This is a genomic window from Cytobacillus sp. FSL W7-1323 (assembly GCF_038595015.1).
Taxonomy (GTDB): domain Bacteria; phylum Bacillota; class Bacilli; order Bacillales; family Cytobacillaceae; genus Cytobacillus; species Cytobacillus kochii.
The window spans coordinates 864535-890494 of sequence record NZ_CP151998.1; the positions used below are offsets into that span (position 1 = coordinate 864535).

The following is a 25960-nucleotide window of genomic DNA, read 5'->3' on the forward strand; positions in this document are numbered from 1 at the left end:
GTACCCGAGCAATTAATTCTTTATGATTCAACGGGCACACCGTTAAATGGTGTATCACTCAATTTGATCGAATCTGTTGGACATCCATCGATGGCGTCTTCAACGTCAAAGAGGAGATCTTCAGGTATTGGTTCATTTCCTTGGTTATCATCGAGAATGACAAAAGAGATTCCTTCGTCATCATAATCATACACATCTGGAGCGGAAGCACCGCAAGCGCCACAAGCAATACAAGTTTCTTTGTCTACAATCGTATATTTGGCCATGATATAACCTCCAATAAAAGTTTAGATACTAATTATAACTAAAAAAATACGGTTAACTTAATAATGTTATATACGGAATGATAATTGGATAATTATGATTTGTCAAATATTTTAGAAATAAATAATTTACGGTTATAACCTTAATTACCAATGTTTTTGACTTATTATAATTATATTACCTCTATTTTAAAATATCTGATTTTTATTTACATTTAAAAAATTATGTGATAATTTAAGTGAAAATAAATATAACTTTTTTACGGTTGTAAACTTGTAAAAGGTTATATTTATATATGTTTTTTAAATGAAAGCGTTTTAAAAACGGGCTTTTTCTATAGAAGGCTGGTGCTCAAAAGCTTTTTTACAAAAATACTTACACAATCTCCACATAACAACACTGTTCATTGGGGTGTTTCAACGATTAAAATAATTTACTTATATGAGTAGCTATCAAAAAGAAAAAGCCACAATAACCAATAAGGAGATAAAAAGATGATTCTACACAAAGCTGAAACCTTTAGTAAGTCTGAAATGGAAGCGCTACAGTTAGAAGGATTAAAGAAAACTGTGAATCGAGTATTTGAACATGTCCCTTTCTATCAAAATAAGTTTCAAGAATTAAATATTACTCCGAATGATATCCAAACGCTTGATGATTTAAGTAAACTTCCTTTCACAAAAAAATCCGATTTAAGAGATAACTACCCTTATGGCTTGTTTGCGGTAGAGATGAAGGATGTCCTTCGCGTACATGCTTCATCTGGTACAAGTGGGAAACCAACGGTAGTTGGTTATACTCAAAATGACGTTGATAACTGGGCTGATTTAGCTGCTCGTGCGATTGCCTTAGCTGGTGGTGAACCGGATGGCATTTTCCAAAATGCCTATGGCTATGGGCTATTTACTGGGGGATTAGGGATTCATTTTGGTGCAGAAAGGTTAGGAATGGCGACAGTTCCGGTATCTGGTGGCAATACCGATCGCCAAATAATGATTATTGAGGATTTCAAACCGACAGTGATTGCAGGTACCCCTTCTTATATTTTGAAAATTGCAGAAGAAATGAAAGCGCAAGGCAAAGATCCAGCTAAGAGTTCCTTAAAATATGGCATTTTTGGTGCAGAACCTTGGACAGAAGGTATGCGTAAAAAACTTCAAGAGTTGTTCGGTATAAAGGCAAGTGATATTTACGGATTAAGTGAAGTGATGGGACCAGGTGTAGCGATGGAATGTCATGAAGAACAACAAGGTCTGCATATTGCTGACGATCATTTCTTGGTAGAAGTAATCGATCCTGATACGTTAGAACCAGTAGCTGAAGGAGAAATCGGCGAACTTGTTTTTACTAGTTTAACGAAGGAAGCGTTTCCAATTATTCGTTATCGTACAGGAGACTTAGCTTCAGTAAAATCTGGTACTTGTTCTTGTGGTAGAACAACGAAAAAAATGTCCCGAATTAAAGGGCGAATCGATGACATGATGATTATTCGCGGTGTAAATGTATTTCCTTCTGAAATCGAGCATTATTTATTACAAATAGAAGAATTGGCACCTATCTATCAAGTACATTTACTCAATGATGGTGTACTGGATAGTGTAGAACTTCATGTAGAAATGGATGAAGTTATGTATCAAAAATCGAACGGTGTCGATTTAGAGGGATATACTTTAGGTTTAATGAAAAAAGTACAGCATTCCATGAAAAATAACTGTCTAGTTTCGATGAAAGTTAAAGTACATCCACCAAGGAGTATCCCGAGATCAGAAGGGAAAGCTGTTAGAATCGTTGATAAGCGACAAGTCGAAGTCATCTTGTGAAAAGATTAAAATGAATAATCAGAAAAATAAATTTGCTTTATAACATAACTATAATATATAATATCGTTATATAAACGTTATATAAAATAAAAAATAACTCAAAGAAGAGAGGGAAGGTAGATGAGTAGTTCAGTTGTAGCGGAAACAAAAGAACAAAAGTATGAACAGTTTATGGAACGGATTAATCGCGGTGAACAAATCGAAGCTGATGATTGGATGCCTGAAGATTATCGCAATGCATTAATTAAATTGATTTCTATGCATGGAATCAGTGAGATTATGGGAGCGCTTCCAGAGAAAGAATGGGTACCTAAAGCCCCGTCTATACAAAGAAAACTCGGCATCATGGCAAAGGTACAAGATGAAATGGGGCATGGCCAATTACTATTGCGTGTCGCTGAAGACTTACTTAAGCCTACTGGCAAAACACGAGATGACATTATGCAGGATCTTTTTACAGGAAAATTGAAATTTCACAATGTATTTCATATGCCGGCACCGAGTTGGGGAGATGCAGGTTTAATTGGTTGGTTAGTAGATGGTGCGGCTATCATCACACAGACCAATATGCTTAACAGTTCGTATGCACCCTATTCGAGAGCATTGCATCGTATTTGTGCGGAAGAAGTCTTCCACGCTCAACACGGTGAATCGATTATCATGGCATTAGCAGAGGGAACAGAGGAACAAAGAGAAATGGTGCAAGATGCTGTGACAAGATGGTGGGAGTCACTTCTGTTATTCTTCGGACCCCCAAGTTCCCAAGTAGGCAAGTCAAAACAAGATATTACCATCAAATACAAAATCAGACCAAAAACAAATGAAGAATTGCGTCAAGCGTTCCTCACAAAATATGTACCTAGAATTCTATCTCTTGGCTTAGAGATTCCTGATCCAACCATCCGTTTTGATGAAGAGAAGCAAGAATGGACCTATCAACAACCTGATTGGTCGAAATTAAAAGAAATCATGAGAAATAATGGTCCTAAATCTCAGGAACGCTTAAATCTTCGCCGCGTATCTTACGAAAATAATGCTTGGGTGCGAGAAGCATTAGGTCAGATTAGCTAAAGGAGGAAGTCAGATGGGTAGTAATGAATTTTTTCAAGAATTCGAAGTATTTAGTAAAAAGACATCAAAAGCAGCCTTTCAACATCAATTTAGCTTGCTTGCCCCTAATGCTGAAATGGCTATGGTTATGGCACAGGAGAACTTTTTGCGCCGTGAACCTGTAGCAGATATTTGGGTGGTTAATCGTAAAGAAATTCGTGGTTTAAATTATGAAGAAAAGCAGATGTTGAACCGGTTAGATAATAAGGAATACAGAACAACAAAAGGGTATGGCTACTTAAAGAAAAAATGGCGCCATTACGAGCAACAAATGTTAGATGAAAAAGAGATTCTATCATGGGGGGAGAAGTAAGATGAGCACAAATGCAGTGGAAATGACACCAGCGCATAAAGAAGCACTTGCTGAGCTTTTATTTCAGCTTGCTGATGATGACTTTCTCCTATCTTACCGCGGTTCAGAATGGCTAGGGCTGGCGCCTCATATTGAAGAAGATGTTGCTTCATCTTCCATCAGTCAAGATACGATGGGTCATGCGAAAATGTATTTCGGTTTACTAGAAGAGCTGGGGTATGGAAAGATAGATGATCTAGCACATGGACGATCGGCGAAGGAAAGAAAGAATAGTATATTAGTAGAACGCGAAAATGGTGCAGGCTACTATATGGAAACACCAAGATATGATTGGGCATATGCAGTTGTTCGCAATTATTTCTATACGCTAGCAAAAAAAGTGAAAGTAGATTCATTGAAAAAAACCACCTATCAGCCACTAGCTGAAGTAGCCACAAAAGTTAGCATGGAATTGTTTTATCATCATATACACTGGAGGACATGGTTTACGCAATTATTGTCTTCATCTGACGAGGCTAAAGAGCGTATGAACAAAGCAATTGAAGGAGTAATGGCTGACTTTGGTGATGTTTTCTCTTATGGTAATGCATCTCAAAGCTTTAAAGAATTTGCTCTAATTGAAGATGCAACGGTATTAAAACAAAGATGGGAAGCAGCACTTGAAGAAGTAGTGAAAGCGCTTCATATCGAATCGCCTATCATACAGCAACCAGATCGAAATGGACGTTTAGGAGAACACACTGAGGAACTTGACCGTGCGTTAAGTACGTTATCAGAGGTTTATCGCCTCAATCCTGCTGTTCCTTGGTAAGACTTTTTAGAACATGTGAGGAGGAATAGAGATGTATCAACCGACTTTAGTAGCTGAAAAGGACATTATGGAAGCGCTTGAATTAGTTCAGGACCCTGAAATTAGCACAGTGAGTGTGGTAGACCTAGGGATGATCGAGGGTGTAGAAATACATGATTCGCATGTATCGATTACGATGCTTCCAACCTTTTTAGGGTGTCCAGCACTTGAAATCATCAAGAAGAATGTGGTCGAACAAATCCAAAGTGTAGCGGGGGTAGAAGCAGTAGAAGTATTATTTAAAACTGCACCTCCATGGACTTCAGATCGCATTACAGAAAAAGGACAAAAAGGACTAAAGGCGTTTGGTATTGCTCCACCTCCAAAGCATTTTACAGAAGACGGTTCTTGGCATGTGGATTGCCCCTATTGCGGATCAACCTATGTCACGCTTGATAATATATTTGGACCGACAGCTTGCAGAAGTATTTTATATTGTAAATCATGTAAAAATCCATTTGAAGCAATGAAACCAATATCAAACTTAATGTAAAGGGGAATATAAACAATGGTCAAATTAATCGCATTTTACAAGCAACCTGAAGATAAGGCAGCATTCGATGAGCATTATTACAATGTACACGTGCCAATTACTGAAAAAATTCCTGGATTACAAAAAATGAAAGTAACAAAAATGGTCGGTACACCAACCGGTGATGAGCCCAAATTTTATTTAATGTGTGAAATGTACTATGAAAATCATGAAGCATTGAAAAATGGTATGAAGTCACCTGAAGGTAAAGCATCAGCGAAAGATGTAATGGGGTTTGCAGGTAAACTGGTTAGCTTTGCTATCGGTGAAGAAGACGAATGAGTGAATACGCGTTTATAGAAACAAAAGTGGAGGATTATATTGGCATCATTGAGCTAAACCGTCCGAAGCAATTGAATGCTCTTAATCGTCAAATGATGAAAGAAATTGTTCAGGTAATGGAGCGTTATGATCAGGACGATACCGTGAGAGTCATCTTACTCAAAGGCAAAGGAAGAGCTTTTTCAGCAGGCGCAGATATTGACGAAATGTCGAATGATGATCCCATTCATCTAGAGCTGCTAAACCAATTTCAAGATTGGGATCGTCTTTCAGTGATAAAAAAACCGATTATCGGCGCTGTACAAGGCTTTGTTTTCGGAGGGGGATTTGAACTGGCCTTAAGTTGTGATGTATTGATTGCAGCTGAAGGTACGGAATTCTCCTTTCCTGAAGTTAATCTAGGTGTGATGCCAGGTGCTGGAGGTACACAGCGTTTAACCAAACTTGTAGGTCGCACGCTCGCATTAGAGTGGATATGGAGTGCGAAACGTATTCAAGTAGAAGAGGCGCAATCTCATGGCTTTGTAAATAGAATTGTATCTGGCGAACTATTAGAAGAAGAAACATTAAAGTTTGCGAAAATGATTGCAGAAAAGCCGCCACTAGCCATCCGCCTCATTAAAGATTCCGTTAATAAAGCGGTTGATTATTCTTTATATGAAGGCATGCAATATGAGCGAAAAAACTTCTATCTACTCTTCTCTTCAGAAGATCAAAAAGAAGGAATGAATGCTTTTATTGAGAAAAGAAAGCCCAAATTCCACGGAAAATAGAAAGAAGGTTGGCAATGTTCAATACAATTAATTATGAATGTCATGAAGGAATCAGTTGGATCAAGCTGAATCGTCCCGATAAATTGAACGCTTTTATTGCAGAAATGAATCGCGAAATTACACAAGCAGTAAAGCTAGCGGGTAAAGATGAAAAAGTACGCTGCATCGTTATTACTGGTGAAGGTAGAGCGTTTTGTTCCGGGCAAGATTTAGCTGAGGTAAATGATGATACGAATCACGGTGATTTACTAAGAAATCATTACACACCGATGGTAAAAGCAATAATGGCTTGCGAAAAACCTATTATTGCGGCGGTGAATGGCGTAGCTGCAGGAGCTGGATTTAGTTTAGCTTTAGCGTGTGATTTCCGTCTTGCTTCAGAAAAAGCTAGTTTTATCAATGCTTTTGTTAATATTGGTCTAATTCCGGACTCTGGTAATTTACATTTTCTTAGCCATTTAGTTGGCCGAGCAAAAGCGCTAGAGATTTCTGTTCTAGGGGAAAAAATCCCTGCACAGAAAGCCTTGGAGCTGGGTGTGATTAATCGCGTCATTCCACAAGATACTTGGCAAAAAGAAGTAGAGGAATTTGCAATTAAATTAGCGAAAATGCCTACAAAAGCCATTGGCTTAATTAAAAGATACTTAACACTGGCAGAGAATCTCCCGCTAGATGCTTATTTAGAAAAAGAAGCAGAAGGGCAACGAATTGCTGGTTTAACAAAGGATGCAAAAGAAGGCGTTCAAGCATTTATAGAGAAAAGACAACCTGAATATATCGGACAATAAAATTAGGAGTGGTAGACATGGCAACAGTTCAAGAAACAGCTAAAGAAGCAGTATCAATGAAGAGAGATTACTATCACCTGATAATTAATGGCGAAAAAGTAGAAAGCACAGGCGGAGCAACAATCAAAACTTATAACCCTGCTACTGGTGAATTATTGGCAGAGGTGGCAAAAGCGTCAAAAGAAGATGCAGAAAAAGCAGTTTTAGCAGCAAGAGAAGCATTTGACAACGGAAAGTGGAAGAAGTTTCCCGTTAATAAAAGATCGCGTATTATGAATAAAATCGCTGCTATTATGCGTAGTCGATTTAATGAACTTGTTGAATTAGAGATGCTTGATACGGGTAAAACATTAAGCACAGCACAAGGACAAGTGATGCAAGCGATTGAGGATTTTGAATTTTATGCAGGCGCGATTGTTGGCCACCGCGGAACAGTCAATCCAATGGCAGGACAATTTCACAACTATACTGAAAAGGAACCTGTAGGGGTTTGTGCACAAATCATCCCCTGGAACTATCCTCTAATGATGGCTGCTTGGAAGGTTGCTCCTGCGATTGCAGTTGGATGTTCAATCGTTGTGAAACCAGCTAGCTTAACACCACTTACAGCGATTATTTTAGGAGAAATCTGCATCGAAGCAGGTGTCCCAGCAGGAGTAGTAAATATCGTTCCTGGATCAGGTAAAGATGTAGGGAATTACTTAGTAGAGCACGATAAAGTGGATAAAGTGGCTTTCACAGGATCAACACCAATTGGTAAAGATATTATGGCGAAAGCTTCAGATACATTAAAACGTGTGACATTAGAGCTAGGTGGAAAATCACCAAATATCGTTTTCGATGATGCGGATATTGATGCAGCAGTTGTAGGATCGATCTACGGAATTTACTATAACACAGGTCAATCTTGTGAAGCTCGTTCTCGTCTCTATGTACATGAGGATATTTACGATGAATTTGTAGAGAAATTTGTTGAAAAAACAAAGTCATTAACATTAGGTAATCCATTTGATAAAGGGACACATGTTGGTGCCATTATTGATCAGAACCAATGGGATGTCATTGATGGTTATGTGCAATCTGCCAAAGAAGAAGGCGCTGAAATTCTTGCGGGTGGGAAAGGTGCGCAAGTAGAAGGATTTGAAAATGGCTTTTGGTATGAGCCTACAGTGATTGCTAATGTGAATCATGAGATGAAAGTGGTTAAAGAAGAAATCTTTGGGCCAGTTGTTGTCATCATGAAATTCAAAGATGAAAAAGAAGCAGTTAAACTGGCGAATGATACTGTGTATGGTTTAGGCTCAGCTGTTTGGACAAAAGACGGAGCAAAAGCAACTAGAGTAGCAAACAAAATTGAAGCAGGAATTGTTATGGTGAACTGCCCATTCTCTGCTTTCCCTGGTACACCTTTTGGTGGTTACAAACAGTCAGGTTTCGGTCGTGAACTATGTATTGAAACATTAGATCTTTATACAGAAACAAAAAGTATTATTTCTTATTTTGGGAACAAACCGCTGAACCCATTCGGCATTTAAGGAATACACATATGCGGATGCCAAGACTATTGACGCTTGGCATCCGCCTTCATTTATTAATGGGAAATAGAGGAGGAGAGCATGATGAGTAAAATTGTTGTTGTCGGATCAGGTGTGATGGGCAGAGGGATTGCTTATGTGAGTGCAGTCGGTGGATACGAAGTTGTCTTGAATGATATAAAGGAAGAAGCGTTGAACAGTGCAAAAAAAGAGATTGAAAGTATTTTTGCAAAAGGTGTTTCTCGTGGGAAAATTACGGGTGAACAATCGGCCGCGGCTCAAGCGAATCTAAGCTATGCAACAGACTTGAAACAAGTAGTGGCTGATGCGGATCTTGTTATTGAGGCTGTTCCAGAAATTGCGAGCATTAAAAGGGACATTTTTGAAACGATTGATCAATTTGCACCTGGACATTGTCGTTTTGCCTCCAATACATCAACAATGAGCCCGACGGAAATTGGCTCCTATACGAACCGTCCAGAAAAAACAATCGCCATGCACTTCTTCAACCCGGTACATAAAATGCCGCTAATTGAAATCATTCGCGGATTAGAAACGAATGATGACACAGTTGCTTTTATTGAAGGTGTTGCTGGCAAAATGGGTAAGGAAACAGTTGTTGTAAATGAGTTTCCAGGGTTTGTAACGAGTCGAATGAGTGCGCTCGTCGGAAATGAAGCATTTTACATGCTTCAAGAAGGATTAGGGACGCCAGAAGATATTGATAAAGCGATTAAGTTAGGTCTGAATTATCCGATGGGGCCATTCGAATTAGTCGATTTGGTAGGTTTGGATGCAAGATTAAACAACTTAAGGTATTTACATGAAAAATTAGGTGAAAAATACCGTCCTGCTCCATTACTAGAACAATACGTCAAAGCTGGCAGATTGGGAAGAAAATCTGGCAAAGGCGTCTATGATTACACGAAAAAACCCGAGGAGGCCCTGTAAAATGAGAGAAGTTGTTATCGTTGATGCAGTAAGAACACCAATTGGTCGCTATAAAGGCGCATTAAAGGATGTCCGTCCCGATGATTTAGGTGCAACAGTCATTAAAGCATTGGTCGATCGGAACCCTGGGTTACCTGCTGAGCAAATAGAAGAGGTTGTCCTAGGCAATGCCAATCAAGCGGGAGAAGACAATCGGAACGTTGGGCGTATGTCAGCCCTTTTAGCAGGTTTACCTATTGATGTTGCAGGTACAACATTGAACCGCCTCTGTGGGTCCGGATTAGATGCTGTTTTATATGCAGCACGTGCGATTGCCATTGGTGAAGGTGACGTTTATATTGCTGGTGGTACAGAGAGTATGACGCGTGCACCATTTGTGATGGCTAAACCGAGTAAAGACTACCCAAGAGGTAATATGGAAATGTTCGATACAACGATTGGTTGGCGTTTTACGAATAAAAAGCTTCATGAAATGTATGGTACAGACTCGATGCCACAAACAGCTGAAAATGTAGCCAAACGTTACAATATTTCTCGTGAAGATCAAGATAGATTTGCTTACGAAAGCCAACAACGTGCAAAAACCGCTATGGACGCTAATATTTTTAAAGAGGAAATGGTCCCTGTTGTCTATCACGATCGTAAAGGAAATGAAGTAGTAGTGGATACGGACGAGCACCCACGTCCCGATACCTCATTAGAAAAGTTAGCTAAACTACGTCCCATTTTTGAAGGCGGAACAATTACTGCAGGCAATGCTTCTGGTGTCAATGATGGTGCAAGTGCATTGTTAATTATGAGTGCGGATAAAGCAAAAGAGTTAGGACTAAAACCATTAGTATCCTATGTTGCTGGTGCAACAGCCGGACTAGAACCAGCAGTCATGGGACTCGGCCCAATCTATGCATCAAGAAAGGCGCTAGACCGTGCCAATTTATCTACAGCTGATATTGGCTTGGTTGAACTAAACGAAGCTTTTGCATCACAATCAATAGAATGCGTGAAACAACTTGAATTAGATACAGACAAAGTCAACGTCAACGGAGGGGCGATTGCCTTCGGTCACCCATTAGGGGCAAGTGGTGCGAGAATTCTTACGACATTGATATATGAAATGAAACGTAGAAAAGAAACATATGGACTAGCAACGATGTGTATTGGAGTGGGACAAGGAATTGCTGCTATTGTGAAAAATGTAGAGGAATAAAGAATGATATTGTTTGGCAATGTCCCCTTCATGTATAAGGGGACATTGCAGCATTTAATAGGGAGTAAATCTTGTGTTAATAAGTGAAAAGGCAAGAACCATTATCAGAGGAAAGTGATCCACGCTACGTCGAAAGTGTAAAATTTTCGTTCTTGGTAAATGAGAGCCTCACAAAAGAGGGCATTATAGCAATGGCAAAATCCTGATATTAACAATCCATAAATTATGGTATCACTAGGCTAAACATCCAGCGGTTAAATCTATCAAATAGTATCCTTTAAAGGAGGAAAACTCAATGACAAACGTATTATTCAAGCTAGAGAATCATATTGCAACGGTTACGATTAATCGTCCAGACGTCCTTAATTGTTTTGATTATGCTACACTGAAACAGCTTCAAGAAACGGTAGCGGATATGCAAATAAATCCAGATGTACGTGTGGTTATTTTCACAGGGGCAGGAGATAAAGCCTTTAGTGCTGGAGCAGATTTAAAAGAAAGAAAAACATTGAATGAACAACAAACAAGAAGAAATGTCCGCTTAATTCGTGATGTGTTCAATGATATTGCAAATCTACCGATGCCAACGATTGCTGCAATAAACGGATATGCCTTTGGTGGAGGGTTCGAACTGATTCTTGCTTGTGATTTTGCTCTCGCAGTAGAAGATGCTAAATTAGGTTTAACTGAAACGAGCTGGGCAATCATTCCAGGTGCTGGTGGTACACAGCGCTTACCGAGAGTGGTTGGAGAAATGAAAGCGAAGGAGTTAATCTTCACAGCCGCGAAAATATCTGCCAATGAAGCATATGGATTAGGAATTTTGACAAGAGTAGTAGAGAAAGAGGCTTTACAATCGACTTGCATCAACTTCGCACAACAAATGTTGAAAAGCGGGCCTGTTGCGCTCATCCAGGCAAAATATGCAATCTCACAAGGGATGAACACGGATATTCAAACTGGGATGGCGATTGAATCGAAGGCATATGAACTAACGTTACCGACAAATGATCGTGTCGAGGCACTGCAAGCATTTAGTGAAAAAAGACAACCGGTGTTTCAAGGGAAATAACTATTGCGTTTCTTTGTCTTTTTTAGATAAGATAAAAGATAAAGTACGAATGGAAAAAGAGTGTGATAGAAATGGGCAATAATACGCAATCTTTAATCTTTACGATATATGGAGATTACTTGCGTCATTATGGCAATAAGATTTGGATAGGTACGCTCATTCACCTACTGAAAGAATTTGGCCATAATGAGCAGTCAACAAGAGTAGCCATGTCCCGAATGTACAAGCAAGGCTGGGTTCAGTCTGAGAAGAAAGGGAATAAAAGCTATTACTATTTGACCCCGCGTGGAGAAGATCGGATGGAGGAAGCTGCGGGTAGGATATTTAAACTGAACCCGCATAGTTGGAAAGGTAAATGGTGTTTTCTTATGTATTCGATTCCAGAGGAAAAACGCCAGGTTCGTGATGAGTTCAGAAAAGAGCTTGTTTGGAGTGGATTCGGTAGTTTTCAAAATGGTTTTTGGATCTCACCAAATAACCTAGAAAAAGAAGTCAAGCAACTTGTTAAGAAGTATGAGATAGAGTCTTATGTTGACTTCTTTGTTTCGGAATATAAGGGGCCTCAAGATAGCCTGTCATTAGTGGAGAGAAGTTGGCCTGTAGATGAAATTCAAGCAAAGTATGAAGAGTTTATTTCTACATATAGTAAGCAATATATTATTCATCAAAGTATGATTCAAGATGGGAAAATGACGAAAGCAGAGTGTTTTGTCGAAAGGACATTACTTGTTCATGAATACCGTAAATTTCTGTTTATCGATCCAGGTCTACCGAAGGAGCTCCTTCCTGTAGAGTGGAATGGGAACCATGCAGCACTTTTATTTACGCAATATTATAAATTACTTGCAGAACCTGCAAATGAATTCTTCGAAGAGATTTTTCGGAAGGATAATGATATCAAACGAAAAGATGCCGATTATGATGTGTCGAAGCATCCTTTAATGAGTGAAGAATAAAACGATGGCTATTTCTGGCCATCGTTTTTTACTTGTTGCCCTTGAAATTCTGCGCCTTTTTGCACATAACTATCAATAGAAAGTTGTATTAACGCCAGATCCTTATCATCGATTGCACGTACAACTTTTCCGGGTGAGCCGATCACAAGGGAGCGTGGTGGAATTTTTTTATTGGCTGGTATAAGCGTATTGGCACCAATAATACATTCTTCTCCAATGTGTGCCCCATCTAAAATGGTTGATCCCATACCTACAATTGAGCGCTTACCAATATGGCAACCATGAAGAATAGCATTATGGCCTACTGTTACTTCATCTTCAATAATTGTTGGTGAACCTTCATATAGATGAATGGTTGCATTATCTTGAATACTACACCGTTCTCCAATGATTATTCTATCTTCATCTCCTCTAATGACAGCATTAAACCAAACAGAGGATTGTTTCCCAATGATTACATCGCCAATAATATAAGATCCTGGTGCTTGAAATACGGTTTGATCTACAGAAGGTTTCTTGTCTCGGTAAGGTATGATCATTATTTTTTCCTCACTTTTATATTTTTTAGAATTGTCATACATTAAAATTTATTATAACATAATTATTACAGGTGGTGAAAAAATGAAATACTTAACAACTCTTTTAAATATTCAATATCCCATTATTCAAGGAGGGATGGGCAATATCAGCTCTGCACAATTAACAGCGGCTATATCTGAAGCAGGGGGCTTAGGGACGATCGGTTGTGGGACATCATCCGTTGAAGAAGTAGCCGAAAAGATTAAAGCAGTGAAAGAAATGACAACAAAACCGTTTGCCGTCAATATTCCCCTGACTGTTACAGAAGACGTAATAGGGATGATGAAATTGGTTATAAAAGAGCAAGTGCCGATTGTTTCTCTTTCAGCAGGGAATCCAGCACCATACATAGCTAAGCTACATGAGGTGGGGATAAAAGTCATTGTCGTTGTCGCTTCAGTGAAGCATGCTATGAAGGCGGAACGAGCAGGAGCGGATATATTAGTAGCGGAAGGTTTTGAGGCAGCGGGAATTAACTCAAGCTTAGAACTTACGACTTTTACGTTAATTCCACAAATCGTCAAGGCTGTAAATGTTCCGGTTGTTGCAGCTGGTGGTATTGGTGATGGGAGTGGATTAGCAGCAGCTATGATGTTAGGAGCAAGTGGTTGCCAAATGGGAACGAGGTTTATTGCCACAGAAGAAGCACCTTTTCATGAAAACTATAAGAAAAAAATCATTCAGGGTGATGACCTTTCAACAATGATATTAGGCAGACCACATGGGAAAGTAAGAAGAGTCATCACTGTGCCGTACACTCAAACAGTACTAGCAGAACAGGAAAATGATTCAGTTGAACAATATTTAGCAAAAACATCGGAAACACAGCATGTATTAGGCGCTATTGAGGGTGATTTTGAAAACGGCTTCATAAATGGTGGGCAGGTTGTTGGGCTTATTGACAGAATCCCGACTGTGAAAGCCTTAATTGAACAAATGATGAAGGATTTAGAAGCGCAGGTAAGTAAAATTCATCAGCAGTTATTTAAATAAGTAAAAGAGTCACGACATTACTAGATGAACTAATTTCAAAAACGAACAATAACAAAATATAGTTTATAAAAAATCATTTGCAAAAAAGTCCGTTCCATTGCACTACAGACACTCGCTTTCCGCGGGGAGGGGCTGAGCCTCCTCGGCATTGTAGTGACCCCTAAAAGTTAGACACAGTTATTTCATGAGGCAACTTGTTCAAAATGAGTTCGGTATTGTACCGGACTCATTTTCAATTTTCCCTTTAACCGTTTCCTATTATAGTATTCTATATATTTTTCTAATTCTAGTTTAAAGTGGTTCACACTTTCAAATTCCTTAAAATAAAGCAATTCTGACTTCAGTATCCCAAAGAAGTTTTCCATTACAGAGTTATCGTAACAGTTACCTTTACGTGACATACTCTGTTTAACCCCTTTTGCTTGAAGCAAGTTGCGATATTGGTTCATTTGATAATGCCATCCTTGGTCGGAATGCATGAGTAATTGATGCCTTTCTGGTAAGGATTCTAATGCTTTTTCTAACATGTCCGAAACTAATGAATACGTTGGTCGAGAACCGATGGTATACGTAATAATTTCACCATTAAATAAATCTAATACAGGCGATAGATACAGCTTTTCACCAAATAGCTTGAATTCTGTAATATCTGTTACCCATTTTTCATTCGGTGCGTCCGCACTAAATTGACGGTCTAAATGATTTGGCGCTATTTTACCGACTGTGCCTTTATAAGATTTATACCTTTTCATCCGCACTAGGCATCTTAAACCCAGCTCTTTCATGATTCGTTGAACCTTCTTATGATTTACTTTTTTCCCACGATTCACTAGCTCATCCCGAATACGACGGTAACCGTAACGACCTTCATGTTCTTCATAAATGGCTTGGATTTCTCCTTTTATATCGGTGTCTGGATCAAGTCGATTCATTCGTTTTACTAAATTATAATAGGTGCTGCGTGGAATGCCAGCGAGTTTTACGAGTGACTTCACCGAATACTTATGCCTTAACTCATAGACTACTTGTGCTTTGTCTTGTTTGGTGATTTTTCCTTGTTTTGAACTAAGGCATTCAACTTTTTTAAATACTCATTTTCCATTTCCAGTTGTTTTATTCGATTTTCTAGTGCTTCAAAAGAACGGTCAGTAGAACTTTGTTTATTTGAATCTTTTTTCATGGATAGACGCCCCTGTTCCTGTGACTGAAGGGCATCTATCCCTTGTGTTTCAAACTTTCTTTTCCATACAGCTAGAGTGGAATGCGCTGGGATATTAAAAATAGCTGCCGTTTCACATAGAGAAGTACCATTTTCAGTCATATATTGTAGTACTTCTAGTTTAAACATTTGTGTATAACTTGTACAACGTTTCACCAATGCCTCTGCACCATTGTAGTTGTATTGTCTTACCCATTTAACAATCGATTTGTGATCTATTCCAATAGATTCTCCAATTTCTCTGTAACTTTCTTTTCCGCTTAAATAGCGAGTCACGGCTTGTAGCTTCATTTCCGCAGTAAATTTGGACAAAAAAACTGCACCTCCAATAGTTGTAGATAGTGTCTAACAATTGGGGTGCAGTTCACATTGCCTGCGGGGTCTCAGCTTTCCCTCTATTTCCTGCAGGAGTCGAGTGTCTTCCGCTTCTTTCACTATTCTTATTCATATAAGGGTTCAAATCACAGAAAAAAACCGAATGATTAGATGTTAATCATTCGGATAAATCATTAGCTATATACTTATGTCCCAACCTCTATGCTTTATGCCACGTGATTTTGTTTGCGTTTTTTTGCCTTTTCTGCAGTCGCAGTAAACAATACATCAGAAGATGAGTTCAATGCGGTTTCACAAGAGTCTTGTAGAACTCCAATAATGAATCCAACTGCAACGACCTGCATGGCTACATCATTAGAAATCCCGAACAAGCTAGCTGCTAGAGGAATTAATAATAGAGAGCCCCCAGCGACACCTGATGCACCGGCAGCAGATACAGCAGATAGGACACTTAAAATAATGGCTGTCCAAAGATCTACTTCAATACCTAGAGTATGGGCAGCGGCTAGTGTTAATACGGAGATAGTCACAGCAGCTCCTGCCATATTAATTGTAGCACCTAGTGGGATAGAGATAGAATAAGTATCTTCATCTAAATCCATCTTTTTACAAAGATTTAAGTTTACAGGGATATTAGCAGCAGAGCTTCTAGTGAAGAATGCAGTAATCGCACTTTCTCTTAATGTTTGTAAAACCATTGGATAAGGGTTTTCTCTTGTGAAAATGAAAACGATCAATGGGTTAACTACAAGTGCAATAAAGAACATACAGCCAAGCAACAAGATTAAAAGCTGTCCATATTCTGTTAATGCGGAAAGGCCATTAGAAGCAATCGCATCAAAAACAAGACCTAAAATACCGATTGGTGCTAACTCAATTACCCATTTAACAATAGTAGTAATCGCGTCTGAGATGTTTGCTAATGCCGTTTTGGTTGTATCTGCAGCAATTGATTTTAAAACAATACCTAATACAATTGCCCAAGCTAAAATACCAATATAATTCGCATTCATCAATGCGTTAACTGGATTATCTACTATATTAAATAATAATGTTTGTAATACTTCTACAATCCCGCCAGGTGGTGTTACATCATCTGCTCCCGTTTGGAGTGTAAGGCTTACAGGGAAAATGAAGCTAGCAATTACGGCGATGACACCAGCTGAAAATGTTCCTATTGCATATAGAAAGATAATCATTTTCATATTCGTTTGTTGGCCTGTTTTATGACTAGCAATGGCGTTTATAACTAGAAATAAGACTAAAATTGGTGCAACAGCTTTTAAAGCACCGACAAATAGAGAACCAAATATAGAAATCCAACTAGCTTGTGGAACAACTAAAGCTAATATAATACCAATAATCAGACCAGCTAGAATACGCTTTACTAAACTAATTTCGCTCCATTTACGTATGAAGTTTTTCATGATGCTCCTCCAAATTCAAATTTAATATATTAATATAATGTACAGTTGTCGCGTCCACGTGGACAATATCTTTCAATAAGTGTATCACGAATTGTTCATTAACGGAATAAGAAATTATTTCGAAATATTCATTTTTGATAGATGATTTTCCTTCAAAGAGTCTATGTGCTGCTCTTTCTTTAATAGATATAAAATAAAAATAGTAAATGATGGCATTCGCAAGATATGTTACTTCCCGTTCGCTAGTTTGAGATTTTTTGTGATCGTTTTACATAATGATTAATTGTCTTCCTTCCTTTTTATTACATATTTAATATATTTATAAAGCAGCGACGAAGGTATTTGAATTTACCTAGGTTTATAAAAACGTAAGTTCCTGCTTTATTATTTTTCATTTTGATTATATAGATATTTCACAGGTAAATACCATTGAATGGAATGTTATTGTAAAATATTTCATATATTAAATACTATTGACTGCAGCTTGATTATCTGCAATAATAAACTCAATTAAATACTGGTACCTTTAATTCAGTCCAGAGAGGCTGGCAAGGGCAGCGGATATCATTATTTCTGTAGTGATATAGTATTTTCTAGAGAGAAATACTATATATAATCATATACAGATAATGAAATTAGGGGCTAATTGTCAGATCTAACTGATGATTAGTCTCTTTTTTTTCTGCTTTTTGGTATCAGAAAACTGATGGAGGGATTTACAAATGAGTAAAATCGATCAAGAGTTTTCGTGGCAAGCGGTGCCAAAATCGCAGAGAAATAATTTCTGGAAGACATTATTTGTTATGTTAGGGTTCACGTTTTTCTCAGCAAGCATGTTAGCAGGAGGCGAGCTTGGTATAGGACTCAGCTTTAGTGAGTTTATTATCATCGTCCTCTTAGGGAATTTACTATTAGGCATATATACAGGTGCTCTTGCACATATTGCTGCCAAGACAGGATTGTCCACACATCTTTTAGCTAAATATGCTTTTGGAGAGAAAGGGTCGTATTTACCTTCCTTTTTACTAGGATTTACGCAAGTCGGTTGGTTTGGTGTTGGTGTGGCTATGTTTGCTGTTCCTGTAGCAACAGCGCTAGATTGGAATGTGTATGCACTTATCTTTGGTTTCGGTATTGCGATGACAATCACTTCTCTCTACGGGATGAAGTCATTGGTTATTTTAGGGTTTATTGCAGTACCAGCAATCACACTCTTGGGTGGTTATTCAGTTATAGAAGGAATTTCAGCTTTTGGTGGCTTAGAAGGCTTAATGGATTATACACCTGCGCAAACGATGACAGTTGCTGCAGCATTGTCCATCTGCATAGGGTCATTTATAAGCGGCGGAACATTGACACCTGACTTTGCAAGGTTTGCTAGGACTTCTAAGCAAGCCGTAACAGCGACGGTCATCGCCTTTTTCTTAGGAAATTCACTTATGTTTTTATTTGGTGCAGTCGGTGCGATGGCATATGGTTTAGCTGATATATCTGAAGTCATGTTTTTACAGGGATTGATGATTCCAGCTGTACTTGTATTAGGACTTAACATCTGGACAACGAATGATAACGCCTTATATGCATCGGGGCTTGGTTTTGCCAATATTACGAAGATTTCCAAGAAAGTATTTGTTGTCGTAAATGGTTTGGTTGGTACCATCTTTGCTATGTGGATGTACAATAACTTCGTTGGTTTCTTAAATATCCTAAGTGCTGCCGTACCATCTATCGGTGCGATTATCATAGCCGATTACTTCTTCATTAAACGTAGAAACTATGAAGGATTTGAGCAAGCGAAATTTAAAGTCATTAATTGGGTGGCCATGGGAGCATGGGCACTAGGGGTTACTTTTGCTCAAATTATGCCGGGCATCACACCTCTTAATGCATTGTTTGGCACAGCAATCATTTATATCGTTTTAACCTTCATTGTAGCAAAAATATCAAAATCTAAGGAGATGACAACTAATGATCATACAGAACGCGAAATTACGGGGTAAAGAAGGGCTATGGCAATTAATTATTAAAGATGGTGTTTTTCACGAGATTACACAAAAAACAATTGAAGTTCCAGATGGTGAACAAGTAATTGATGTTGATGGGGCGCTCACTTTACCTCCATTTATTGAACCTCATATTCATCTGGATACAACTTTAACAGCAGGTGAGCCAGAATGGAATAGAAGTGGTACTTTATTTGAGGGAATCCAAAGATGGTCAGAGCGGAAAGCATTTTTAACTCCAGAAGATGTTAAAACAAGGGCGAAGCAAGCGCTAAAATGGCAAATTGCCCAAGGGATTCAGCATGTTCGCACACATGTCGATACCACAGATACAACCTTAACAGCTGTTAAAGCTTTATTGGAAGTAAAGGAAGAAATGAAAGACTATGTTAATATCCAGCTTGTTGCTTTCCCGCAAGAAGGGATTTTATCGTATCCAAGTGGGGCAGAGCTGATGGAAGAAGCGTTGAAAATGGGTGTCGATGTCGTTGGTGGTATTCCACACTTTGAATTTACAAGAGAATATGGCGTAGAGTCGATGAAGATTGCTTTTGACCTTGCCGAAAAATACAATCGTTTAATTGATATTCATTGTGATGAAATAGATGATGAACAGTCACGTTTTGTTGAGGTTGTTGCTAAAGAGGCGTATGAGCGGGGTTTAGGAACACGAACAACAGCAAGTCATACGACAGCGATGGGTTCTTATAATGATGCTTACACATATAAGCTATTCCGCTTACTGAAGATGTCTAACATTAATTTTGTTTCAAACCCATTAGTCAACATTCATTTGCAAGGAAGATTTGATACGTATCCAAAAAGAAGGGGATTGACTAGGGTAAAAGAAATCCAAGAAGCTGGACTTAATATTTGCTTTGGTCATGATGATATTTTTGACCCTTGGTATCCTCTAGGAACAGGAAATATGTTACAAGTACTTCATATGGGTATTCACGCTTCACAGTTGCTAGGTTATGAACAAATTGTCAATTCAATCGATTTGATTACGAAAAATAGTGCAAAGACATTACAAATCGAGGATGAATATGGTATTGAGAAAGGTAAACCGGCGAATTTTATTATCCTTGAAGCAGAAAATGAATATGAGGCCGTTAGGAAACAAGCGACAATCCTTTATTCTATTCGCGGAGGTAAAGTGATAGCTGAAACGAAGCCACAAGTAACCAATATTACATTTGGAGATCATGTTGAGCAAGTTAATTTTAAAAAATGAATTTCAAGATAATGACCACAGAGAAAATCTGTGGTTTTTTCTATAAGAATTTTTGAATGAAGCACACAAAATTATTTATCGGCAAAAGGAAGAGGAGTGGTTTTAGTAAAAGGGTATGAATAATATCTAGTTTTTAGATGTTTAACCCTTCTATTATTAACTACTAAGACCATTCCACAACCTCAGCCAGTATTCTGTTGGATCCACCGCAGGTAGAGCGGCTGATAGTGCTTTAACTTTCCCCGTCAATCATTTCCCAAAAGTGCCAAGAGGCTTTGGACATTTGTTTCTCTTTGAGGCGCAAAATAACAGGTTCCATTTGATATTCATAAGATTGTATTGCTCGAACTTCAATATTTTCAAATAGTTGAGGAGAATTGTCCATTTGCGGAATCATTGATATCCCAAGACCTTTACTGACAAGTTGGATGGCCATCATCACATCTTTACATTCAATAATGATATTTGGAGTTATATTTCTTTCTTCAAAGGACTTAAGAATATTTTCAGTGAAAGTCAAACCCTCTAGTGCTCCTAACAAGATGAAAGGAAAGGAAACCATTTCTTCAAAAGTTGTTCTTTCAGGAGACAGTTGATCTGCCCATTCACTTGGAATAATTGCTACACAAGATCGTTTGTTCAAACTTTTTATTTTGTATTGCTCATTATTCATTGGTCTTAATAGAAAAGCCATATCGATTTCTCTTTGGTCGAGTCTTTTCAATAATTCCTCGGTATTACCGTTTAAAATACTGACCTTGACATTAGGAAATTCCTTCCGATACAAGCTGATATAATCAAGCAGCAGATTTGAGCAAGAAGAAGATACCCCGATTCGGACAGTTCCAGCATCTCCTCGTTCGATTTCTTGTATTTGTTCTTCTACAACTTGCATTTCCATTAACATTTGTGTTGCATATTTGTACAAAATGATTCCTGTCTCTGTTAACTCCCATTTTTCCCGGTAACGATGAATTAAGGTAGAACCTAAGTCGGTTTCTAGCTTCTTTAAAACTTGGCTCAAAGGGGGTTGCGCCATATGCAGAACTTTTGCTGCTTTAGAAATACTGCCTTGATCGACGATTGTTTTATAATATTGAAGCTGTCTGATATCCATAATTTCTCCCCTTTCATCATATGTAATTTAATATAACTAGTTTATCATATATATATTTTTTATATATTTGTTCTGATGATAAAATGAGTAAGTGAAACATTGAACAAATTTAGAATCGGGTGAAACAAATTATGGCTAAACGACTAGTTCTTTATGTACTAGGCTTATTTTTTTTATCACTAGGCGTTAGTTTTTCTATTCAAGCGGATTTAGGAGTTTCACCAGTATCATCATTACCTTATGCGTTAAGTTTAAGTACTGGTATGAAAATCGGTATGATGACTGTCGCTGCGAATATTCTATTCATTATTGTTGGAAGCATTTTGACTAAATCTTTTATCGTAAAAGAGGTTGTTGGTCAACTGGTTATTTCGTTCTTATTCGGTGGATTTATGGATTTAACTTTGCTTTTAGTTCAAATTTTTCCAGCACCACAAACAATTGGGATGAAAATTATCTTTTTGCTTATTAGTTTATTTGTAGTGGCAGTAGGCCTGTTAGGTTATTTTAATGCTAAGTTACCACTTATGCCTTATGATGCCTTAACCTATGCCATCAGTGCGCGTTTTAAGATGATTTTTAGTAAGGCGAAAATTACAAGTGATTTATTGAATGTCTGTGTCGCCGGTGCTGTTTGCCTCATCTTTGTCCATTCACTAGGAGCTATCGGGGTTGGCACAGTTATAGCCGCTTATTTTATTGGTAAGATCCTTGGTTGGATGACAAAATTATACGAAGTACCGTTAAAAGAATGGTTGTGGGCAAAGCCACAAGAGGAATTAAGTAAGATCAACTAAGGGGTAATATAAAATAATTCATTATAACCAGTGAGGGATGGGGATGCCTTGCTGGTTATTTTTTAGTTAAGAAAGATATTTTGTTGTTTACGCTAATCTAGTTGGAGGAGAATAAAAGCCAAACCGGCAATATAACCGGTTCTCAATTTGATTCTCCCTCTTCCAATTGCTTTAATTTCTCATGATATCTTTTATGGGCTCCTTTTAAGGCAACAATTACTGCTGTGGTGGATGGTGCGAAATAGTGCTTTTCTATCCGGTTGATAAGGCCTTGAAGGTCGGTACTCATGTCAAATCCAATCATTAATCTCTTAAAGAAATCTTGCGTCAGTCCAGTTATAAAGGTAAATTCTGCGTTGATAATCTTATGGTTAGTAGAATTGATTTCGAGAACAATACCTGCGTGTTTGTATACTTCATACATCGCTGTTCCTTGTGGAGCTTTGGCATAAGCAGTAACAAGTACGGAGCTAAGTTCATTTTGTGCCATGATAGTGGCTCCCTTCTATTTCGGTTTACTAAACAGTTCTATTTTATCATATAACTTCAAAGGTTTTTAGAATTGAAAATTTTCCATTGACTATCTAAATCTTTTAAAATATGATAATACTATCAAAATGATTTGAATATATTATTCTTTCTGAAGAAAAGCGTCTTCTTAACGATGAAATTCACCTTTCATAACACTTAAGGATACCTAGCTTTTTCAAGGAGATAAGAGTCGAGTAATTTTCTTATTTTCCTGGGATAGCTAGGTTTTTTGTTTTTGTTAAATTAAGGTAATTCGTATAAATGCTGGAGGGGGGAGTTATTAGAGTGACTAAAAGAATCGCTGTTATTGGTGGAGGAACAATGGGGATCGGGATTGCCCAATTGTTTTCTACAAATGGGTATCAAGTTACGTTAGTGGATGTGAATAAAGAAGCATTATATTTAGCAAAAGAGAGAATGGAATATCAACTTTCTACTCTTCTTTCCAATTCAGATGATGTTAAAAGTGTGTTGGCATCTGTCTCTATGACTGTTGAAATGAGTGAAGTGAAAACAGCTGAGTTCATTATTGAAGCAGTTCCGGAAAAACGAGACCTGAAACAACAGGTGCTACAGGAAATAGAGAGGTTTTGTGCGGAGGAGACGATCATTGCAACAAACACATCTGGGTTGTCTATTGATAGCTTAGCTGAAAGCCTAACCTATCCTCAAAGGATGATGGGTACACATTTTTTCATGCCAGCTCATGTCATTCCACTCGTTGAAGTGGTAAAAGCAAAAGCAACATCGGAAGCAGTTGCAGACAAAGTGATGTCACTATTAAAAGAGGTTGGCAAAAGGCCAGTACTGATTAAAAAAGACATCCCAGGATTTATTGCCAATCGCATTCAACATGCAATGGCAAGAGAGGCCATTTCACTATTAGCTTCAGGTGTCGCTTCAGCAGAAGACATTGACACAGTTATTCGTTATAGTTTAGCGCCTCGGTTATTATTTAGCGGACCGCTTGAACAACGAGATTTAAATGGACTAGATGTTCATTTTCATATTGCTTCATACTTATATCCAGATCTCGAAAATCGGACAGATCCTGATCCATTTTTTGTGAAAAAGGTAGAAGCAGGAGAACTAGGTATAAAAAGTGGGAAAGGTTTTTATGATTGGCAAGATAGAAATGTACAAGCAATTGTCGAAGAGAAGAATAACGCAATTTTGCAAATAATGAAAGCGCTTAAAGATAGAGACAACAAGGAGGGGAACTAGATGGAAAAAATGACAAACTTTTTCACAAATTTAATGAGGAAGTATTTACCTGATGCATTTGTATTTGCTATTGGATTAACGATTTTAACAATGATTCTAGCCATGTTGATTGAGGGACAAACACCAAAAGAACTTGTGCTAGCATGGGGAAATGGGTTTTGGGATTTATTAGCGTTTACGACACAAATGGCTGTTATTTTAGCTATGGGTTATGTTTTAGCAACTGCACCACTAACGGATAGGTTATTAAATAAAATTGCGGCTAAAGTAAAAACACCTAAGGGTGCAATTATAGTGGCCACTTTAGTTGGGTCGATTGGTAGCTATCTTAACTGGGGATTTGGGTTAGTTATTGGAGGAATTATCGCCCGTAAATTAGCAATGAATGTAAAGGGTGTGCATTATCCCTTAATTATTGCAGCTGCATATAGCGGTTTTACCTTTTATGGTTTAGGTTTATCAGCTAGTATTCCTGTGCTCATTTCTACACCAGGTCATCCAATGGAAGCGGCAATGGGCATAATCGGTTTAAGTGAAACCATTTTCTCTTTACCAATGGTAATAACAACGGTTGTCTTATTAATTACTTTGCCACTTGTGAATGCTGCTCTTCACCCAAAGAATAAAGAGAATGTAAGAGAGATAAATCCTGCATTATATGAAGAGAAAAAAGAAGCATCAGTGAATATATTAGGCGATGATACTTTTGCCTCAAAGATTAATAATAGCCGATTACTTAGTTATGCTATTGGTATCATTGGTTTAGTTTATATCCTTTTCTATTTCATCGATGGTAACACAATGAATCTTAATATTATTAACTTTATTATCCTTTTCTTAGGAATTATTCTTCTAGGGACACCTGCGAAATATACGCAAAGCTTAAATAGCGGAATTGGTACAATATCAGGAATCATTCTACAATTTCCGTTTTATGCAGGAATCATGGCGATTATGGCATCATCGGGTCTAGTTGATACAATTGCTGCTATATTTGTTAATTTTTCAACTGCTGAAAGTTTACCATTCTGGGGAATTATTAGTTCTTTCTTTATTAATTTCTTTGCTCCATCTGGCGGCGGTCACTGGGTTGTTCAAGGACCATTTATGATTGATGCGGCGAAGGAGTTAGGTGCAAGTCTTAGCCAAACATCTATGTCTGTTATGCTTGGTAATGCATGGAATGATGTGATTCAACCTTTCTGGATTTTACCAGCGCTCGCTTTATCGAAACTAAAGCTTAAAGATATAATGGGTTATTTAGTAATGATTATGTTTTATGTAGGAATTATTTATATTGCAGCTTGTTTAATATGGGGTTACTTACTATAAAAGGAGGAGCTAATAATGAAAGTAGTCGATTTATCTGTTGTTTTATACGACGGTTTGGTATCTTTCCCGTCTCACCCAAAGGTGGTATTTATGGATCATGTTACACATGATTTTTCAAAACCGCGATATCAAGCGCCGTGTGAAGGGTATGCGAGTAAAACGATAATCATGTCAGATCATAGTGGCACACATATGGATGCTCCCTATCATTTCTTTAAAGATGGTTGGACAATTGAGCAAATCCCTGTGGAGGCAACAATGGGGAATGCAGTGTTGGTAGATGTTTCTCAAAAGAGTGCAAATGAGCCTGTAACAAGAGATTTGGTTGAAGAGGTTGTTCGTCGTGACAATCTTAAAGTGAAGAAGGATGATATCGTTTTATTTCGCTGCTGGCCAGGAGTATGGAATGCTGCAGGTTTTCATGACTGCTTATCATTAGATCCTTCTGTTGCTAGTTGGGTAGTGGAACAAAAAGTAAAAGCGATTGGTCTTGATCTTCCTAATGCTGATATTAATACAAATATGCAACGTAATGTTCATATGGAGTTACTTGGCCGAAATATCATGATTTTTGAGAATGTAGTAAATCTAGAGAAGTTAACAAAGAAACATTTTTATTTTATGGGAACGCCACTAAACCTAAAAGGAATGACGGGCTCACCAATAAGAGCTTTAGCGATAGAAGAATGGTAAAAGAAAGGAGGAGAGCTTT

26 protein-coding genes are annotated in these 25960 nt (G+C 38.0%); 20 read left to right on the top strand and 6 right to left on the bottom strand.

Going from position 1 to position 25960, the window contains the following annotated elements:
- Nucleotides 1-20 precede the first annotated feature (20 nt).
- Entirely contained in the window at nt 21-266 is a 246-nt protein-coding gene (locus tag MKX67_RS04510) for a ferredoxin (RefSeq protein ID WP_095370463.1), read from the bottom strand.
- Between the two features lie 492 nt (nt 267-758).
- On the opposite strand from MKX67_RS04510, the gene MKX67_RS04515 reads away from it, so the two are divergent.
- The 13 genes from MKX67_RS04515 (at nt 759) to paaX (ending at nt 12453) form a co-directional block, all read left to right on the top strand.
- Nucleotides 759-2084: a phenylacetate--CoA ligase gene (locus tag MKX67_RS04515; RefSeq protein WP_095370462.1), complete on the top strand. Its 1326-nt coding sequence runs from the start codon at nt 759-761 to the stop codon at nt 2082-2084.
- Nucleotides 2085-2204: 120 nt separating this feature from the next.
- Entirely contained in the window at nt 2205-3155 is a 951-nt protein-coding gene (gene paaA / locus MKX67_RS04520; RefSeq protein WP_342488927.1) for a 1,2-phenylacetyl-CoA epoxidase subunit PaaA, read from the top strand.
- Nucleotides 3156-3168: 13 nt separating this feature from the next.
- The gene (paaB, locus tag MKX67_RS04525; protein ID WP_095370460.1) at nt 3169-3507 is read left to right on the top strand and encodes a 1,2-phenylacetyl-CoA epoxidase subunit PaaB; all 339 of its coding nucleotides are present in this window, start codon (nt 3169-3171) and stop codon (nt 3505-3507) included.
- A gap of 1 nt (nt 3508) precedes the next feature.
- Nucleotides 3509-4318: a 1,2-phenylacetyl-CoA epoxidase subunit PaaC gene (paaC, locus tag MKX67_RS04530; RefSeq protein WP_322910081.1), complete on the top strand. Its 810-nt coding sequence runs from the start codon at nt 3509-3511 to the stop codon at nt 4316-4318.
- Between the two features lie 31 nt (nt 4319-4349).
- Nucleotides 4350-4850 (top strand): 1,2-phenylacetyl-CoA epoxidase subunit PaaD, encoded by a 501-nt coding sequence (gene paaD / locus MKX67_RS04535; protein ID WP_224934585.1) that lies wholly within the window; start codon nt 4350-4352, stop codon nt 4848-4850.
- A 15-nt stretch (nt 4851-4865) separates the two neighbouring features.
- Nucleotides 4866-5171, top strand: a complete 306-nt coding sequence (locus MKX67_RS04540) for an EthD family reductase (RefSeq protein WP_095370457.1) — start codon at nt 4866-4868, stop codon at nt 5169-5171.
- On the top strand, nt 5168-5944 hold the full coding sequence (locus tag MKX67_RS04545) for an enoyl-CoA hydratase-related protein (protein WP_095370456.1): 777 nt from the start codon (nt 5168-5170) through the stop codon (nt 5942-5944). The genes MKX67_RS04540 and MKX67_RS04545 overlap by 4 nt, the downstream gene beginning before the upstream one ends.
- Before the next feature lie 14 nt (nt 5945-5958).
- Nucleotides 5959-6732 (top strand): enoyl-CoA hydratase-related protein, encoded by a 774-nt coding sequence (locus MKX67_RS04550; protein WP_095370455.1) that lies wholly within the window; start codon nt 5959-5961, stop codon nt 6730-6732.
- Nucleotides 6733-6749: 17 nt separating this feature from the next.
- On the top strand, nt 6750-8267 hold the full coding sequence (locus tag MKX67_RS04555; protein ID WP_322910080.1) for an aldehyde dehydrogenase family protein: 1518 nt from the start codon (nt 6750-6752) through the stop codon (nt 8265-8267).
- A gap of 81 nt (nt 8268-8348) precedes the next feature.
- Nucleotides 8349-9218 (top strand): 3-hydroxyacyl-CoA dehydrogenase, encoded by an 870-nt coding sequence (locus MKX67_RS04560; RefSeq protein ID WP_095370453.1) that lies wholly within the window; start codon nt 8349-8351, stop codon nt 9216-9218.
- 1 nt (nt 9219) lies between these two features.
- Nucleotides 9220-10425 (top strand): acetyl-CoA C-acyltransferase, encoded by a 1206-nt coding sequence (locus tag MKX67_RS04565; protein ID WP_307314830.1) that lies wholly within the window; start codon nt 9220-9222, stop codon nt 10423-10425.
- Nucleotides 10426-10720: 295 nt separating this feature from the next.
- The gene (locus MKX67_RS04570; protein WP_095370451.1) at nt 10721-11497 is read left to right on the top strand and encodes an enoyl-CoA hydratase-related protein; all 777 of its coding nucleotides are present in this window, start codon (nt 10721-10723) and stop codon (nt 11495-11497) included.
- A gap of 71 nt (nt 11498-11568) precedes the next feature.
- Entirely contained in the window at nt 11569-12453 is an 885-nt protein-coding gene (gene paaX, locus MKX67_RS04575) for a phenylacetic acid degradation operon negative regulatory protein PaaX (RefSeq protein WP_095370450.1), read from the top strand.
- 8 nt (nt 12454-12461) lie between these two features.
- On the opposite strand, the gene MKX67_RS04580 is transcribed toward paaX, so the two are convergent.
- Nucleotides 12462-12992 carry a gamma carbonic anhydrase family protein gene (locus MKX67_RS04580; RefSeq protein WP_307314825.1) on the bottom strand — a complete coding sequence of 177 codons (531 nt, stop codon included), beginning with the start codon at nt 12990-12992 and terminating at the stop codon, nt 12462-12464.
- An 82-nt stretch (nt 12993-13074) separates the two neighbouring features.
- On the opposite strand from MKX67_RS04580, the gene MKX67_RS04585 reads away from it, so the two are divergent.
- On the top strand, nt 13075-14025 hold the full coding sequence (locus tag MKX67_RS04585) for a nitronate monooxygenase (RefSeq protein ID WP_095370448.1): 951 nt from the start codon (nt 13075-13077) through the stop codon (nt 14023-14025).
- A 182-nt stretch (nt 14026-14207) separates the two neighbouring features.
- Here MKX67_RS04585 and MKX67_RS04590 read toward each other — a convergent pair.
- A protein-coding gene (locus tag MKX67_RS04590) for an IS3 family transposase (protein ID WP_224935613.1) occupies nt 14208-15556 on the bottom strand; the annotation gives its coding sequence in 2 pieces (ribosomal slippage) (nt 14208-15112 and nt 15112-15556; 1350 coding nt in all).
- Between the two features lie 230 nt (nt 15557-15786).
- Nucleotides 15787-17007, bottom strand: coding sequence for a serine/threonine transporter SstT (gene sstT, locus MKX67_RS04595; protein ID WP_095370447.1), 1221 nt, complete (start codon nt 17005-17007; stop codon nt 15787-15789).
- A 722-nt stretch (nt 17008-17729) separates the two neighbouring features.
- Here sstT and codB point away from each other — a divergent pair.
- Entirely contained in the window at nt 17730-19007 is a 1278-nt protein-coding gene (codB, locus tag MKX67_RS04600; protein ID WP_307319080.1) for a cytosine permease, read from the top strand.
- Nucleotides 18976-20247, top strand: coding sequence for a cytosine deaminase (locus MKX67_RS04605; protein ID WP_322909918.1), 1272 nt, complete (start codon nt 18976-18978; stop codon nt 20245-20247). Before codB ends, MKX67_RS04605 begins: the two co-directional genes overlap by 32 nt.
- A gap of 232 nt (nt 20248-20479) precedes the next feature.
- Here the strand turns inward: MKX67_RS04605 and MKX67_RS04610 are convergent, their stop codons facing one another.
- A complete protein-coding gene (locus tag MKX67_RS04610; protein ID WP_095370444.1) occupies nt 20480-21364 on the bottom strand; it encodes a LysR family transcriptional regulator in 885 nt (294 codons plus the stop codon).
- Nucleotides 21365-21495: 131 nt separating this feature from the next.
- Between MKX67_RS04610 and MKX67_RS04615 the strand changes: the two genes are divergently transcribed.
- Entirely contained in the window at nt 21496-22161 is a 666-nt protein-coding gene (locus tag MKX67_RS04615; RefSeq protein ID WP_322909919.1) for a DUF6198 family protein, read from the top strand.
- Nucleotides 22162-22303: 142 nt separating this feature from the next.
- On the opposite strand, the gene MKX67_RS04620 is transcribed toward MKX67_RS04615, so the two are convergent.
- Nucleotides 22304-22651: a DUF3870 domain-containing protein gene (locus MKX67_RS04620; RefSeq protein ID WP_095370442.1), complete on the bottom strand. Its 348-nt coding sequence runs from the start codon at nt 22649-22651 to the stop codon at nt 22304-22306.
- A gap of 326 nt (nt 22652-22977) precedes the next feature.
- On the opposite strand from MKX67_RS04620, the gene MKX67_RS04625 reads away from it, so the two are divergent.
- From MKX67_RS04625 to MKX67_RS04635, 3 genes are read left to right on the top strand one after another with little or no spacing between them, the layout of a single operon-like run.
- Nucleotides 22978-23916 carry a 3-hydroxyacyl-CoA dehydrogenase NAD-binding domain-containing protein gene (locus MKX67_RS04625; RefSeq protein WP_322909920.1) on the top strand — a complete coding sequence of 313 codons (939 nt, stop codon included), beginning with the start codon at nt 22978-22980 and terminating at the stop codon, nt 23914-23916.
- The gene (locus MKX67_RS04630; protein ID WP_307319066.1) at nt 23917-25248 is read left to right on the top strand and encodes a TIGR00366 family protein; all 1332 of its coding nucleotides are present in this window, start codon (nt 23917-23919) and stop codon (nt 25246-25248) included.
- Between the two features lie 15 nt (nt 25249-25263).
- Nucleotides 25264-25941 (top strand): cyclase family protein, encoded by a 678-nt coding sequence (locus MKX67_RS04635; RefSeq protein WP_322909921.1) that lies wholly within the window; start codon nt 25264-25266, stop codon nt 25939-25941.
- The last annotated feature ends 19 nt before the right edge of the window (nt 25942-25960 follow it).